General features: G+C 71.9%; 12 protein-coding genes. 9 read left to right on the top strand and 3 right to left on the bottom strand.

All coding sequences use genetic code 11. From position 1 onward, the window contains the following. Positions 1-50: 50 nt before the first annotated feature. Positions 51-1,130 carry a tRNA-dihydrouridine synthase family protein gene (locus IPG72_12515; protein MBK6769812.1) on the bottom strand — a complete coding sequence of 360 codons (1,080 nt, stop codon included), beginning with the start codon at positions 1,128-1,130 and terminating at the stop codon, positions 51-53. A gap of 97 nt (positions 1,131-1,227) precedes the next feature. Between IPG72_12515 and IPG72_12510 the strand changes: the two genes are divergently transcribed. Beyond that, entirely contained in the window at positions 1,228-2,535 is a 1,308-nt protein-coding gene (locus tag IPG72_12510) for a hypothetical protein (GenBank protein ID MBK6769811.1), read from the top strand. Positions 2,536-4,200: 1,665 nt separating this feature from the next. On the opposite strand, the gene IPG72_12505 is transcribed toward IPG72_12510, so the two are convergent. Then, on the bottom strand, positions 4,201-4,359 hold the full coding sequence (locus IPG72_12505) for a hypothetical protein (GenBank protein ID MBK6769810.1): 159 nt from the start codon (positions 4,357-4,359) through the stop codon (positions 4,201-4,203). A 221-nt stretch (positions 4,360-4,580) separates the two neighbouring features. Here IPG72_12505 and IPG72_12500 point away from each other — a divergent pair, with 221 nt between their 5' ends. The 8 genes from IPG72_12500 to IPG72_12465 all read left to right on the top strand — a co-directional run bounded on the left by IPG72_12500 (position 4,581) and on the right by IPG72_12465 (position 13,651). Then, positions 4,581-6,158, top strand: a complete 1,578-nt coding sequence (locus IPG72_12500) for a PE-PGRS family protein (protein MBK6769809.1) — start codon at positions 4,581-4,583, stop codon at positions 6,156-6,158. A gap of 76 nt (positions 6,159-6,234) precedes the next feature. Continuing rightward, the gene (locus IPG72_12495; GenBank protein MBK6769808.1) at positions 6,235-6,555 is read left to right on the top strand and encodes a hypothetical protein; all 321 of its coding nucleotides are present in this window, start codon (positions 6,235-6,237) and stop codon (positions 6,553-6,555) included. Positions 6,556-6,667: 112 nt separating this feature from the next. Beyond that, entirely contained in the window at positions 6,668-7,612 is a 945-nt protein-coding gene (locus IPG72_12490) for a branched-chain amino acid transaminase (GenBank protein ID MBK6769807.1), read from the top strand. Between the two features lie 9 nt (positions 7,613-7,621). Then, complete coding sequence (locus tag IPG72_12485) at positions 7,622-8,452, top strand: exosortase/archaeosortase family protein (protein ID MBK6769806.1); 831 nt, start codon at positions 7,622-7,624, stop codon at positions 8,450-8,452. Continuing rightward, on the top strand, positions 8,433-9,173 hold the full coding sequence (locus IPG72_12480; protein MBK6769805.1) for an exosortase-associated EpsI family protein: 741 nt from the start codon (positions 8,433-8,435) through the stop codon (positions 9,171-9,173). Before IPG72_12485 ends, IPG72_12480 begins: the two co-directional genes overlap by 20 nt. Before the next feature lie 21 nt (positions 9,174-9,194). Next, positions 9,195-10,115: a hypothetical protein gene (locus tag IPG72_12475; GenBank protein MBK6769804.1), complete on the top strand. Its 921-nt coding sequence runs from the start codon at positions 9,195-9,197 to the stop codon at positions 10,113-10,115. A gap of 93 nt (positions 10,116-10,208) precedes the next feature. Continuing rightward, complete coding sequence (locus IPG72_12470) at positions 10,209-11,774, top strand: hypothetical protein (protein ID MBK6769803.1); 1,566 nt, start codon at positions 10,209-10,211, stop codon at positions 11,772-11,774. A gap of 89 nt (positions 11,775-11,863) precedes the next feature. Next, positions 11,864-13,651 (top strand): PD40 domain-containing protein, encoded by a 1,788-nt coding sequence (locus tag IPG72_12465; GenBank protein ID MBK6769802.1) that lies wholly within the window; start codon positions 11,864-11,866, stop codon positions 13,649-13,651. A gap of 1,816 nt (positions 13,652-15,467) precedes the next feature. On the opposite strand, the gene IPG72_12460 is transcribed toward IPG72_12465, so the two are convergent. Continuing rightward, positions 15,468-15,983 (bottom strand): protein tyrosine phosphatase family protein, encoded by a 516-nt coding sequence (locus IPG72_12460; GenBank protein ID MBK6769801.1) that lies wholly within the window; start codon positions 15,981-15,983, stop codon positions 15,468-15,470. Positions 15,984-15,994: the final 11 nt, after the last annotated feature.

Genomic DNA, 15,994 nt, shown 5'->3' with positions numbered 1-15,994 from the left:
TATCTGGGGCGGGAATCACGAGGGCGGCGGCGTATCGGGACGGCCCCAGGTCAACCGGTTACCGTCGCCAACGAGCACCCGTCCAGTGGCGCCTCGCTGTTCGGCCGCGCGAAGACGCCTGGGTACGGCTCGATCGACGCGTGGCGGTCGGGCTCGCTGAGCAGGTGGCGGTCGCAGATGTGGAAGAGCTCGGTCTCGGATATGGCGCGGCGCATCTGGTGCAGGAACGTTCCGTCGGGATCGACGCTCTGGCCGATAAAGTTCAGGTACTTCTTGAGCTTGTGCACGTGGGCGACGCTGGACGCGGTCGGCGACGTGGTCTCGCGGTAGAGGCGATCGATGTACTCGCGCACCTCGGCGAGCGTGACGGGCGTGACCGGGCGGCCGGCGAGCACGTCGCGCGTCTGGCGGAAGATCCACGGGTTTCGGATGGCGTGGCGGCCGATCATTACCCCGGCTGCGCCGGTTGCAGACAGGACGGCGACGGCTGTCGCGGCGGACGTGACGTCGCCGTTGGCGAGCACCGGGCAGCGAACAGAACGAACCGCCTGGGCGATGAGGTCGTAGCGGACGCCGGGGCGGTACATCTCGGCGACGGTGCGGCCGTGGATCGTCAGCAGGTCGACGCCGTGCTTGTTGACGAGGGCGAGGATGCGCTCGAAGGGCTCGGTGTTGTCGAAGCCGACGCGCATCTTGACGGTGAAGCGGCCGCGCACGGCGTCGCGCAGCGCGCCGAGCAGCGCGTCGACCTTGTCCGGATCGCGCAGCAGCCCGCCGCCGACGTTCTTCTTGTAGATCTTCGGCGCCGGGCAGCCCATGTTCAGGTCGATGCCGGCCACGGGGTAGGCGGAGAGGGCCTTGGCGGTGCGCACCATCGACGGGATGTGCTCGCCGATGAGCTGCGCGAACACCGCGCGGCCGGTGGCGTGGTCCGTGATCGAGCGCAGGATGTGCGGCTCCGGGCACGATACCTCGTGCACGCGGAAGTACTCAGTGAAGAAGCAGTCCGGCGCCCCGTAGTGCGCGATGACGCGCATGAACGGCAGGTGGGTGACGTCCTGCATCGGAGCGAGGGCGGTCAGGGGTTGGCCGGGGATGTGGCCGGGGGGTGCGGGGTGGAGGTCGTTCATCGTAGTAGAAGTATACCGGCGGGGCGATGTGGTGGGTGGGGGCCCCACACCGACGTGCCACCGGTCCGAAACCTTCCACTCGTCCGTTAATATGTCCATGAACCACCGCCCCCTCCGCCACGCCCTCCTCACCGCCGCCGTCGCGCTGTCCGCCGCAGCCGTCCTGCTCGCCGCGCCAGTCCGCGGCGCCGGGCCATGGCTGCCGCTCGCCTTCGCGCACGGGCCCGTTACATCCTACGCCGTCGCCGAGACGTACTGCTGGAACGGCACGTGCGCGGATGCGGGCGCCATCGTCACGCTCGCCGAGCCGCTGACCGTGCCGCTCGGCGCGGGCCTCGTGCTCGCCCCGTCGCGTGCCTCGCTTCGCGCACCGGACGCCATCACCGTGACGCGCCACCGCGCCGCCGGCCTCGAGCGACTGGCGGCGGAAGGGACGGCGGCACGCTGGCGGTCGACGGGGCCGGGTGTCGTCGAGGCGCTCGCGCCGATCGCCCCGCTGCGGCACGTCACGTATACGCTGCCCGCCGTGCCCGGCGCCTGGGTCCTCGAGGTTCGCGCGCGCTGGTCGGGCGATCCGGACGCCGACGTCCGCTGGGGCGTGCGCGTGGACACGACGGACGGGCCGATCGACCGGACGTACGACGGGCTCTATCAGCGAGGACGCCACGTCGACCTCTTCGTGCCGGGCGGGGCGATGTGTCCGTACGACGGGCCGGCGTGGGACCTCACGATTTGTGACGGTGAACACGATTGCTACGGCTTGCGGTCGCCCTGGCTCGAGCGATACGACGCGGTGACGAAGGAGCTGACGGGTGGCGAGAGGGCGAGCCACTGGGACGACCCACCGGTCGAGGTACGCTTCCAGGGTCGCCGCGCGCCGGCCGGCGGGCAGTACAACGCACGTGACGCCCACCCGCGCATCGTCGTCACGGCGTTGGAGGCGATGACCGCGACGCTGCGCTGCGGGATGGACGCGCCCGACCTCGCCCTGGCCGCCGCGACCGTCGCGGATGTCGGCTGTATCCACGGGACGCACTACGAGCGGTTCGTGGCGCGCGTGACGAACATCGGTACGCAGCCGGCGGTGCCGTTCGCGGTGGAGGCGTGGGCCGGCAACACCGCCGGCGAGGTGATCCGTTGGGAGGTCGGTACGCTGGCGGTCGGCGCCGAGGTCGTGCTGACGGCCACGCGCCAGATGCGGATGGGTGATCCGCCGGTCACGAGCTTCCGGGTCGACGTCCGGGATGAGGTGGCCGAGCGGTTCGACGTGGCGAACAACCACCGCGAGAACGTCGCGCGGCCGCGGACGCGGAACGAGCGGTGCCCGTTGTGGGCGGGGTGGGGTGGGGGGAGGCGGGTGTTTGTGCCGGTGGTGGTGCGGGGGATCGCGGCCACTCGCCCTTGACGCGCGCACGCAGTATGCTCTCCGAACATCGGCCAAAGCCCGCCAACGTCGTCTCGGAGAGCCAACAATGCACCCGCGCTTCCTGTGCTGGCCCGTCGCCCTTGCCTCGCTGTTCGCTGCGCTCACGCCGACGTCGATCGCGCATGCTGAGCATCGAATCTACCTTCCGTTTGCGTTCGGACCCGCATGTAACTTCGCATCGCCTGTGTACGGTCCGACGCCGGGGCCGCTGCCGACCTTGGCGGCGCGGCGGTGGGAGCACCTGCGGCCGGCGAACGACGTGCAGGCGATGGCGCTCGATCCGCGCACGGGCGATGTGTGGTCCGTCGGGATCGATGGGGCTGCTCGGCGGTCGCGCGATGGGGCGTTGGTCAAGTCGTACACAGAGGCGGACGGCCTCGAGTGGAGTACCGGGACGGATCTGGCGGTGGCGCCCAACGGTAGCGTGTGGGCGATTGTAGGTGGGGATCTGGCGCGGCTGAACGCGGATGGGCGGTCGGGGTCGATCAACGTGCCGGTCGATGCCGATCACGTGGCCGTGGATCGCTCCGGGGGCGTCTGGGTGGGCGGGGGTTCCGGCGTGGCGCGACTAGGCGCCACTTGCGGCTGGGAATCGCCCGTGCGCGGGTACCCGCTCGGGCCGAAGGTGAGCGTGACGGACATGCTTGCCGCGGCGAACGGCGATGTGTGGGTTGCTTATGCGCCGCAGGGTGCGCCGGCCGGCGTCGCCGTTCGACGCGCGGACGGGCGATGGGAGTCGTTCGATTCGGCGGACGGGCTGAGGATCGAACTTGGGCCGATTCCGATGTTGGCCGAGCGCCCGGATGGGCAGATCTGGGCGCTGTACGGCACTCTGAAGTACTCGAACCCGTTGCAGCGGATCGTCGCGTTCGCCGACGTCCTCGGCAACACCGGCCGATGGACGCCTGCATCGATGGACGAGGTCAGGCTCGCGGCCGACGAAACCGGACTCCATTCGATCGCCTTCGATCGCGCCGGCCGACCGTGGTTCGGAGGCACGAAAGGGATCTATGTCCCGGACGACAACCATTCCGGTCGATGGAACTTCGAGGTTCCGGGACGGGGAGTGGCATGGGCGACGGGCCTCATCTTGGATGCGGACGGTGTCGCCTGGATGGGATCGGGCACCGTCTCCCGACGACTCCCGGATGGCACCTGGCGCCAGGAATGGATCGGCGGCCCGGAGTCCCCGAACGCCGTGGCCGTGGACGGCGCCGAGGTTTGGATGGACACCCATCATCGCAATGAGAAGGGCGAATGGCAGCACTTCCTGGAGGGCTTTCCGTCGGCGGCCGGCGAGATCCGCGACATCGCCCTCGCGCCTGACGGGGTCTGGTATGCCACTGCGACCGGCCTCGTGCATCTCGCACCTGACGGCGCCTGGACGCAGTTCGCCGGTCCCGACGCACTCGGCGGCCGCGACGTCTCCCGCGTCGTCACCGCGAACGACGGCTCGGTGTGGGCCGTCGCCAAGGGGATGAGCGCGGAAGTGTTCGTGACCCGGCATCGGCCGGATGGCCGTTGGGAACCGCATTCGGTGGCCACCGGATTGCCGAGCGGCCAAGTACGGGACGTGGCGACGGGTGGGGGAGGGGCCGTGTGGGTGGGCATTGAGGGCAGCTCCAGAGGGCACATCGCGTCGCTTCAAGCGGACGGCAGCTGGACGGACGTGGCCATGCCGGCCGATGTTGTGACGAGCGGGATCGTGCAGCTGGCGGGCGACGGCACGGGCGCCGTCTGGCTCTTCAGCGGTGAGCGAGGCCTCGTACGCCGCTCGGCCGACGGGACGTGGGATGCGTTCACCGGCCAACCGTTGCTGGACCTGCAGCCAGCCGGTGAACGGCAACCGTACGATCCGACCTTGGCGATCGCCCCCGATGGCAGCGCGTGGCTTGGCGGCCTCCCCGGCGAGGTGCGCGTGCGCCGGCCGGACGGAGCGTGGCGGTCGCTCATGCTCCTCGACGTGTCGAGCGTGCGCGATATCGCGTTCGGGCCGGACGGGCGGGCGTGGATGACGATGGTGGATGGGGGAGTCCGCGGGTGGTGGAGGTGGCGGACGAGACGACGCCGACGGCTCGTTGACGGCGCGCCAACCGGCCGCTGCCGCGACTCGTTACGCCTGCGTCGTCGCCCTTGCCGTTGCCATCGCACAGTCGACGTCACCGTCCCCTTCCGCCCACGCCCAGTCCCGAGACATCCCCGTCCACACCCCCGCCGACCTCACCCGCGCCCTCGCCGCCGCCTCCCCCGGCGACGTGATCACCCTCGCCCCCGGCACCTACACCCTCCCCCCCAAGCTCGCCGTCACCCGCCCCGGCACCCCCGACCGCCCCATCACCGTCCGCGCGGCCACGCTCGGCGACGCGCTGCTGCGGTTCGTGTCGACGGACGGCACGTACGTCGAGGGCTTCCACGTGACCGCCGCCGACTGGCGCTTCGAGAACCTCGACATCGAAGGCGACTGCGCGGACGACAGCCGGTGCGAGCACGCGTTCCACATCGTCGGCGATGCGGAGCGGACGGTGATCGACGGCGGCCGGCTGCATGCGTTCAACGCGATGATCAAGGGCAACGGGCAGGACATGGGCGCGGCGGGCGGCGGCTGGCGCTGGCCGGACGACGTCGTCATCCGCGACACCGAGTTCTTCAGCCCGGCGGGGCGAAAGACGAGCAACCCGGTGACGCCGATCGATGTCGTGGGCGGGCGGCGGTGGCACGTCGTCGGCAACTTCATCCACGATCACTTCAAGGACGGCGGCGACCACATCAGCTACGCCGCGTTCCTCAAGGGCAACAGCCGCGACGGTGTGTTCGAGCGCAACCTCGTCGTGTGCGAGATGCTCCACAAGGGCGGGATCCGGCTAGGCCTGTCCTTCGGCGGCGGCGGGTCGAGCCCGGACCGGATCTGCGAGGACGGGACGTGCAGCCCGGAGCACCAGGGCGGCGTGATGCGCAACAACGTCATCGCCCACTGCCCGGCGGACGTCGGGATCTACCTGAACGAGGCCAAGGCGACGCGGATCGAGCACAATACGCTCTACGACACGGCCGGGATCGACGTCCGCTTCGCCGCGTCGGTCGCCGACATCACCGGCAATCTCGTCCAAGGCCGCGTCCGCGAGCGCGACGGCGGCAAGGCCCGGATCGTCGGCACCCTCCAACTCAGCGCCGCCGACTTCCGCACCTGGTTTCGCGACCCCGACGGGCGCGACTTCGCGCTGAAGGACGGCAGCGCGATCGTCGATCAAGCCCGGACGATTTCCGGCCTCATCGACGACTGGTGCGGCAACGCGCGGGACGACGCTCGGCCCGACATCGGCGCGTTCGAGTACCGGGACGGGCGGACGTGCGATACGACCGGGTCGCCGCCGCGGCTGGCGCCGCCAGGGCCGACACCCGAGCCGACGGTGTCGTCGGGGCCGCCGACGTCGAGTGCGACAACCATGGCGACCTCCATGGCGACGTCGACCTCGACATGGACCTCGACATGGCCCGCAACATCGACCGCGACCGCGACCCTGACCGCAATCCCGACCCCGATCGAGACGGCCGTCCCCCGCGCCCGCATCGCGTTGCCGTGGGCGATGCGCGTCGGTCGATAGCGGCGCGCGCCCGAACGAAATGCCGATCGCCCGCACCGCGGCCGCGGTACAATGCGACCCACCCAGGAGCACCGCCATGCGCACCCCCGCCGGCACCGAGTGCCGCCACTATTACGAGGACTACAACCGCGGCCGGGCGATCCAGGAGTGCCGCCTGATCAAGGCGAGCCGCCGCTCGCTGCCGTGGCTGCCGGGCGACTGCGCGAAGTGCGGCGTCCCGGCGATCCTGCGCGCGAACGCCGGCCGCGAGCTGCGCGTCGACCTGGCCGTCGTCAAGCGGTGGGGGCTGCTGCGGCGGCTGCGCGTCGACGCGTATTGCCTGAAGCACGAGGTCGAAGTGGCGTCGCCGGAAGCGGGGTGTCCGCGATGTTTGGCGGAGGAGCGGGGGCGGGCATAGGCCGGCGCCGTGCCCCGCGAAACCGGTTGGCCCGACCCATGCCGCACGGTATAATGGCGCCGCGCCGCCCCCATGGCGACCGGCCGCGCCCTCTGATGTCGGGAGTGTAGGCATGAAGGGACAGTTCGCGTTCTTCAAGGGCCAGATCGTCGGAATCGAGGACGCCAAGATCAGCGTCCGCACGCACGCCCTCAATTACGGCACCGGCTGTTTCGAGGGCATCCGCGGCTACTGGAACGACGAAGAGCAACAGATGCTGGTCTTCCGACTGCGCGAGCACTTCGAGCGGATGATCAAGAGCTGCGCGCTCCTGTTCATGGACCTTCCGTACAGCGCCGACGACCTCAGCCGGATCACGATCGACCTGCTCCGGCGCGAGGGCTACCGCGAAGACGCGTATATCCGACCCCTCGCCTACAAGTCGGACGAGATGATCGGCGTCCGGCTGCACGGACTCAAGGATGAGCTCTCGATCTTCGCCACCCCGTTCGGCCAGTACGTCGACAACGAGGAGGGCGCCCGCGTCATGGTCTCGTCGTGGCGGCGGGTGGACGACAACAGCATGCCGGCCCGCGGCAAGATCACCGGCACGTACGTGAACAGCGCCTTCGCGAAGAGCGAGGCGCTGATGAACGGCTACGACGAGGCGATCGTCCTGAACCAGAACGGCCACGTCTCCGAGGGCAGTGCCGAGAACATCTTCATCGTCCGCGACGGCGTGATCATCACGCCGCCCGTCTTCGACAACATCCTCGAGGGAATCACCCGCTCGACGGTCATGCAGCTGTGTGGCGAGCGCCTCGGGATGCCCGTCCAAGAGCGCTCGATCGACCGCAGCGAGCTCTACGGTGCCGACGAGGTGTTCTTCACCGGCACGGGCGTCCAGATCGCCGCCGTCGTCGAGATCGACAAGCGCCGCGTCGGGTCCGGCCAGATGGGGCCGGTGGCCGCCGGGCTGCGGGACCTCTACTTCGATGTCGTCCGCGGCCGCGTGCCGGAGTACCGCCACTGGTGCACGCCGGTCTTCGAGCCCGCCGCCGTCCCGACGCCCGCGTAGGCCGACGCATTGCCGAAGGCTGACGACAGACTGCCCCTCGCCGCCGCCGCCGCCGCGCTCATCGCGGCGGCCGTGCTGTTCGCGCCGGCCATGGCCTGGGTGGCAGCGACGTGGCGCGTGAACCCGTACTACTCGCACGGCCCGCTCGTCGCCGTGGCCGCGGTCATCCTCGCCTGGCGCGCCGCAAAGCGCCTCGGACCCGCCGCGCCGTCCGTCGCGGGCCTTGCGCTCGTCGTGCTGTCCGTCGCCGCCCATGCGCTCGCCGCGCGGTACGCGCTGTGGCCCGCCTCGGCGCTCGCGCTCGTCGGGCTCTTGGCCGGTGCATGCCTGATCGTCGGCGGGCCTGCGTGGCTGCGCGCGTTCGCCCTCCCGCTGGCGCTCCTCGCTCTGGCGATCCCGCTGCCGTGGGTCGCCCACATCGCCCCGCGCCTCGCTTCCGCCGCTGCCGGTCAAGCCGCCGCCCTCGTCGGCCCGCTCGGCGTAGACGTGATTCACCGCGGCCCTCAGCTGATCGTCGGTGACGGCAGCTTCCAGGTGGGCGCGCCGTGCAGCGGCCTGCGATCGATTGTGGCGCTCGTGACGCTGGCCGTCGGCCTGGCGGGGACGCTGCACGGGCCGCGCGCACGGCGCTGGTCGCTCGTCGCGCTGGCGGTGCCGCTCGCGCTCGTCGCCAACACCGTTCGGCTCAGCGGGCTGCTCGTCGTGGCGGAGGCCTTCGGTACGGTGCCCGGACTGACGTACTACCACGGGCTGTCGAGCCCGGTGCTGTTTGCGGCAGCGGTGCTGGGGTTGTTGTGGATGGGGAGAGCGATGGGGTGTGATGTCGTTGCTTCCACCTGAGGGCCTGCCGACGCATCGTCGCCAACGCCGCCTGATCGCCGTTGCCGCCGCCGTCCTCGTCGCCGCACTGCTGTTTGCCCGCACCCGCGATGCGATGCCCCCCCCGCCCACCATGCCGGCCGGCGGCCACGTCGTTTTCGCCGACACCGCCGGCTGGTATGGTCGGACGCCCGGCGAGGTCGCGATGCGGTCGACCGTCGACTGGTCGCTCAGCGCGTTGCCGGCCGCGCTGCCGCTCGACCTCGGGCCATGGGCGGGTGAGGATCGGGCCGAGGACCCGGCCGTCGACATCTGGCTGCGCGATCCCGAGGTCTCGATCGCCCGCACCTATCGCCGCGCGGACGGCGCGCTGGTCTGGCTCACGGCGTTCGGCAGCCGGGGCGGGCACAGCTACCATCTGTTCGAGCACACGCCCGAGACGTGTTATCCGCTCGGCGGCTGGGCGATCGAGGCGTTCGACGCGCGCGCCGTGCGGTTGCCGCACGGGCCGCGGCCGCTGTCCGTGAACTTCGGTACCGCCAAGAAGAGCGGCGCCAAGGGAGAGCTCGTGTTCCTCTACGTCTACCTGTGGGACCACCCCGGGCGTGACCCCGAGCGCGGCGTCGTGAGCCTGCGCCTCGCGGCGCCGGTGCGCGGCACGTCCGCCGAGACGGCCGCGATGCTGACGGACGACTTCCTGCCCAGCCTCTTCCCGGCGACGCTCGCCTGGCGGCGGTTCTAGCGCCCGGGCGGCCACCACGCGATGTCATTCCACCCTGTTCGGACGCAGGCGCGCTGGATCGCACTCGGCCTCGTTGCGCTGGGCATTGCGGCGTGCGGCGGCGTGCTCTACCTTGCGCTTGCGCACGGCGTCGGGCCGCGCACCGTCTTGTGGGGCGCAGCGTTCGTCGTGCTCCTGGCCGGGACGCTCCGGCTGGCGTACTGGAGCTACGGCCTGTTCAACATGCACTACGCCCTCAGCCGCGACGCCCTCGTCATCCGCTGGGCGGCGACGCGCCAAGTGGTGCCGATGGGCGCGATCACGCATGTCGTCAAGGGGCGGCCGTACCAAGCGCCGCTCACCGGCGTGCGGGTGGAGGGCTACGAGGTCGGGCATACGACGATCCTCGACGACGCCGGCGAGCCGCGCCCGGTGCTGGTGTACGCCACGATGCCGCCCGAATCGCAGGTCCTCATCATGACCCAAGCGCTGTCGTACGCGATCTCACCTGCCGACCCGCTCGCCTTCGCCGACGAGTTCGTGCAGCGCCGGCGGCTCGGCGCGCGCCAAGCGTTGGAGGAACGCTCCTTCCCGGCGCCGTGGGCCCGGCTGGGGCTTTGGAACGACGGAATTTCGGTCGGGCTCCTGCTGGCCGCCGGGGCCGTCCTGGCGTTCGCGTTCGGCTTTCTCGCATGGCACTATCCGGATCTGCCGACGCGGGTCAGCCTGCGCTTCGCCTACGTCGTACAGGACGGCGTTGGTTTGACCGCACCCGGCCCGACCGGTCCGAAGAGCGGCGCCTGGCGCCTCCCGACGGTCGGACTGCTGGCGCTCGTGGCCAACGGCGCGCTCGCCGCGGTGGTCCATGAGCGCGGGTTCGCGGTGGCCGCGCGGATGTTGTTGGCGTGCGCCGCGTTCGTCGAGATCGCGTTGGGAATCGTGATGGTCCGGGCGATCCTGTAGGGGCGGGTCCCCGTGTCCGCCCCTGCAGGACACCCCGTAGGACGTTCGGGAACGTGCGGGAACGCGTGGAGTCGCGCGGCATCGAGGTGGCGTATGGTGATCAACCGCATCGGCATTGACGTTGGCTCCAGCGCCGACCTCGACACGCGTCTGGCCGCTGCCGCAGCGGTCGGTGCGCGTTGGGTGCGGATTCGCTTCGTGCTCGACGAACGGCGGGTGGTCGATGATGCCTTCCTGGCTGCGGCAGTCGACGCCGTCAATGCCGCTGCCGCCCGACGGCTGCGCGTGCTCGGCGTGATCGATGGCGGCCTGACCGTGGCGCCGGATGCTGCGGCGGCGGACGCGTCGGTTGCGCCGGCCGTTGGTGCGGCGTGGCTGGAGGAGCTCGTCGAACACGCCGCGATGTTGGCCGGCGCGCTCGGCGATCGGGTGCAGGCTTGGGAGATCGTGCCGATGCCGAACCATGCGCCGGCGGGTCGGGATCCCATCCCACCGGCACGCTGGGCGGCGCTGCTCGAGGCGGTGGGCGGTGCGGTGCGCGCCGCGGCGCCCGGCGCCACCGTCGTCGCCGGCGGCCTGCTCTGCACGCCCGACGACGACGGGGTGGACTACCTGCGCGCCGCAATCGAAGCAGGGCGCTGGGCGGTCGGGACGCCGCCGTTCGACGCGATCGGCATGCAACTTCGGCTGCTGCCGGACGGCGGCGTCGACGAGGCGGCCGTGGCTGCGGCCGTGGCCGAGCGCACCGGGCGGGTGTGGCGCGCTGCCGCGGCGGCGCTCGGCCGCCACGCGGTCGACGTGAAGAGCGTCTGGGCGACCGGCCTGTCGTGGGACGCCGACGCCACCGGCGATACCGTGCAGGCCCGCAACCTCTGGACGGCCTTCGACACGCTGACCGCCGACCCGCACGTCGCCGCCGTGATCTGGACCGCCCTGACGGACACCGGCGCCGCGAACGGCCTGTTCGCATCCGTGGATCTCTCGCCTGCGAGCGTCCGCCCGGCGTGGAAGGCCTACAACGACTTCACGCAGTATGCCCGCCAGATCAGCTCGCCACCGTCCGTCCTGTTCGACCCGACGGCGCCGTCGCTGGCCGACCTGGACGACGTCGGCGCCGGCGGCTCCGGCACCGATGACGGCGAGCTGCTCGACGTCGGCCCCGGAGCGCCCGTCGCCGCCGCGCCGGCGCGCCCGTCCGTGCGCTTTCGCGTGCCGACGGTCACCGAGCTGCTCGTCTCCGCCGGCGTGCCCCCGTCCGACCTCGCCCGCGCGCTCGACGCGGTCGAGTCGCGCCACGGCAGCCGCGACTGGCTGCCGCCGGGCGTCTACGATGTCGACATCACGCCCATGGCCGGCCTCGTCGATCGCATGGAACCGCCCGCGCGCAGCGGCGCCGCGTTGGACATGGGCCTCGACCCGACGGCGGAGTCGTCGCCGTCGATCGAATCCGGCGCGCGATTGTCGAACCAGCACGTCCTGACCGCGTTCTACCGCGCCGGCGGCGGATCGTGGTCCCTCCTCCAACGGGCCGGCCTCGACCTCGCCGACCTCGTCTCCCAGCGCGACGACCCGTACGCCGGCCCGGCGATCGCGCAAGCGGACGGTCTGACGATGGAGGAGCGCGCGGCGGTGTTGGGTGAATTGAACGGGGGTGCGTGATGGGGTGCGACCCATCCACATTGCCTTGCGACCCGCCGACCATGGGGGGGGCGATGGCATCGCGGGGGGCGACGGGCTTCGGGCGACGCATGCGTCGCCCCTACGCGGGTGGGGTGATGATGGGCGTGGGTGCCGTCATCATGGGGGTCATTGGGTCGGTGGGCGTGGGTGCCGTCATCATGGGGGTTCTTGGGTCGGTGGCGGGGGTGTCGGCGGCGCCGATGGGGATGCACGGGCTGCAGGTGACGCCGATGCCGAATCCGATCGTCGACGTCGATGTGACGGACGATGTGTTCGTGCCGGCGGCGGTGACGGTGACCTTCGGGTCGACGGTGCGGTGGGTGAATCGGGGGGAGCGGCTGCACTCGGTGACGAGCGATGCCGGGTGGTTCAACTGGACGTTGGCGCCGGGGCGGGGCTTGCGGGTCCGGTTTCTGTCGCCGGGTGTGTTTCGGTACCACTGCGTGTACCACGGGGCGATGACGGGGCGGGTGGTCGTCGTGCCCGAGGTGTCGGACGGGACAGCGACGCCGACCGGGACGCCGGCCGCGACGTCGCCGTGGCACGAACCGACCCCCGGTCCCGTCGGGCCGCCGGTCGGGCCGGCGCAGGGCGGGGCGATCGTGTTCCAGGACGTGGCGGCGGCGGGCGGGCGGACGGACTTGTTCGTCATCGCCGCCGACGGCACCGGGCGGCAGGCGCTGGTCAACACGCCGCAGCTGACGGAGGCGCAACCGCATTGGTCGCCGGATCGGCGCGCGGTGGCGTACACGGCGACGGGCGGGTCGGGCGCGGCGGCGCAGTGGCGAATCGAGGTCGTCGACGTGGCGACGGGCGAGCGGCGGGCGGTGACGAACGGGCCGGCGCACTTCGAGCCGCGCTGGCGGCCGGATGGGGCGTGGATCGCCTACACGGTCATCCAGTACATCACGTCGTCGCAGGGCCAGATCATCGGCGGCAGCGGGATCGCCGTCGTCCGGCCGGACGGCACGGGCGCGCGGCTCCTCTTCTCGGCGACCGGCAACAGCCAGGTGATCGGCAACCCGTCGTGGTCGCCCGACGGGCGCACGTTGGCGTTTGTCCTGCGCGCCGCCGACCGCGGCAACGGCGCGGACGGTGAGCTCTGGGCGCTCGACCTGACGACGTCGACGACGCGGCGCCTGTTCGCCCACCCCGGCTGGGACGATGTCCAGCCCGCGTGGTCGCCGGACGGCCGCCGGATCGCGTTCGCGTCGCACGCTTCGTCGGTCGGGCGGCGGCCGTACGCTGTTTGGCTGCTCGACTTGGACACCGGCACGGCCGGCACCGTCGCCACGCACCCCGATTGGTCGCTGTTCCGCCCGTCATGGTCACCCGGCGGCGGCTGGATCATCTTCAACGCCGAGATTGCGACGACGCCGAGCCGGGACGTGCGGCTGTACTACGTCCAGGACGGCGGCGGGACGGTGTACGGGCCGCTGACGACGGGGGCGGAGCCGGACTGGGCGGGGGTGACGAGCTTCGAGCCGCCGCCGCCACCGTTCACGCCGGAGCCGACGGCGACGCCGGGAGCCGGTACGGGCACGTCGGTATCGAGCGCGACGACCACGCCGACCGCGACGTTCCCGCCGCCGCCGCTGACGCCGCTGCCGCTGCCGAGCCCGCCGAGCGAGACGTCCGTGCCGGGACCGCCGCCGACGTTCCCGGTGCCGAGCGAGACGCCCGAACTGCCGACCGCGACGACGGCCCCGACCGAATCGGCGACGCCCACGCCGCTGCCCGCCACGCCGACCGCGACGCCGTCGCCGGATGCCAGCGCGACCACGCCCGGGGGCGAGGCGACGCCGACGGGCGGGGCGGGCGGGCGGCGGGTGTGGCTGCCGGTGGCGTTCGGCTGACGGCGCGGCGGGGTGGACGGCGCGGGGGCGTCGTGCAGATCGTCGTGCCGATCCTCGTGCCCATCGTCCTGCGGCTCGTCGTCACATCCAAGCGCCCGCAGCGCCCGGTCCGTGGTGAGGTGAACGTGGTCGCGGCCGAGGTGATCCAGGAAGTCGGTGCGCTCGAGGCCGTCCATCACCGGGCCCTTGATCTCGGCCAGATGGAGTTCGACGCCGCCGTCGCGCAGCTCATGGAGGAGGGATTCGAGCGTGTGCAGCGCGCTCGAGTCGATGAAGTTGATGGCCGAGCCGATGAGGACGAGGTGGCGCACGGCCGGACGGTCGGCGACGATCTTGAGGAGCGCCTGTTCCAGGAAGCGCGTGTTCGCGAAGAACAGGCTCTCGTCGATGCGGACCGCGACGACGTGCGGCCACGTCGTGACGGCGTGGCGCAGTACGTTGCGGTAGACCTCGCTCTCGCCCAGGCGGCCGACGACGGCGATGTGCGGCCGGCTCGATCGCCACAAGAGGAGCGCGAGGGAGGTCCCGACGCCGGTGAAGATACCGCGCTCGACGCCGAGCGCCAGCACCGCGGCGAAGGTCATCGCCCAGACGACCGCGTCGCCGCGGTTCGCGCGCCAGATGCGGCGCGGCTCGGCCAGATCGACGAGGCCGGCGACGGCGACGATGACCGTCGCGGCCAGGACGGCCTGGGGCAGGAACGCGAAGAGCGGGGTGAAGAACAGCAGGATGACGGCGATGGCGCCGGCCGTGACGAGCGAGGCCGCGCCGCTGACCGCGCCGGCCTGGTCGTTCACCACGGAGCGGGCGAAGCCGCCCGTCACCGGGTAGCCGCTGAACAGCCCGGCGGCCAGATTGGCGGCGCCGAGCGCGACGAGCTCCCGGTTGGGGTCGATCGCCTGGCGGCGCTTGCTGGCCAATGACTTTGCCACCGCGATCGACTCGACGACGCTCACCAGGACGATGGCCGCCGCGGCGGGTCCGAGCGCGGCGACGTCCGGCCAGGCGACGTGCGGCACCCGGAACGGCGAGAGGCCGAGCGGGATGGCGCCGACGACGGCCACGCCGGCCGACGCGTCGAGCCGCATCAGCCACGTCACGAGCGTGCCGAGCACCACGGTGACGAGCGGCGCGGCGCTGACGATGAGCGTCACGCCCAGCGGCCGCAGCCGCGTGCGCGCCAGCGCCGGGCGCAGGCCCTTGCGGAAGCCGACGAGCAGCGCGACGGTCATGAGGCCGATGGCGAGCGTGGCCGGGTTGGCGCGGCCGAGTTGCGCGGCGGCCTGCGCCAGCACTTGGTGCAGCCGATCGCCGCCGACGGGCACGCCGAGGATGTGCTTGAGCTGTCCGGCGGCGATGATCAGCGCCGAAGCGCTCGTGAACGCTGCCAGGACGGGGTGGGCGATGAAGTTCAGCAGCTCGCCGAGCCGCAGCACGCCCATGAGCAGCTTGGCCGCGCCGACAAGGAGCGCGAGGACGAGCGCAAGCTCCACGAAGCGCGCCGTGCCCGGTGCCGCCAGGGCGCTCACCCCGCTGTAGACGAGGAGCGACGTGATGGCCACCGGGCCGACGGAGAGCTGGCGCGACGTGCCGAGCATGGCGTAGATGGCAAGCGGCAGGACCGAGGCGTAGAGCCCGACCTGCGGCGGCAGCCCGGCCAACTGGGCGTAGGCCATGCTCTGCGGGATGAGCAGGACCGCGGTGACGAGGCCGGCGATGACGTCGCGCGGCACGTCGGCGCGCCGGTAGTCGCGCAGCCACACCGGCAGCCACGCCGACATCGCGCCGGCCGGCAGGGCGGGCCGGACGAGCGCGGTCATGTGCTGCGCTCGAAGTAGTCGTCGGCGCAGAAGTCGAACGTCTCGATCGCGTCGTCGTCGTAGCCGGCGGCGCGCAGCTCGGCGACCGCCTGGTCGCGCGTCCAGCCGTGGCGGAGCTGGCGATAGAGCAGCCAGATGAGGCCGACGCGGCTGGCGGTGCGGCAGTGGAACACCAGGCGGCCGGTGTCGGGCGCCTCGACGATGTCCGCGAACGCGTCGATGTGGGCGCGATCGAGCTCGTAGGCCGGCCAGGGACGGTGGAGGTAGCGCAGCCCGGCCGCCTCGGCGGTGTGCGCCTGCTCGGCGGCGCGCGCGCCGTCGCCGCGCAGGTTGAGGACGGTGCGGAAGCCCTCGGCGGCCCAGCGCGACCAGTCCTCGGGCTGCGGTTGGGCGGCCAGTCGGACCGTTGGCGTCACGTCGTAGCTCTGCGGCGGGGCGGTGGCGGAGCGGTCGGCGAGGGCGGCGCACGGTGCGCATGGGACGTACGTCGCGGCCGGCGCGTCGGTGATCATCGGTGCCTCCC

Source organism: Candidatus Avedoeria danica (assembly GCA_016703025.1).
Lineage (GTDB): Bacteria > Chloroflexota > Anaerolineae > Epilineales > Epilineaceae > Avedoeria > Avedoeria danica.
Note: the sequence above shows the minus strand (reverse complement) of the source record. Positions and strands in the feature narration are given on the sequence as shown.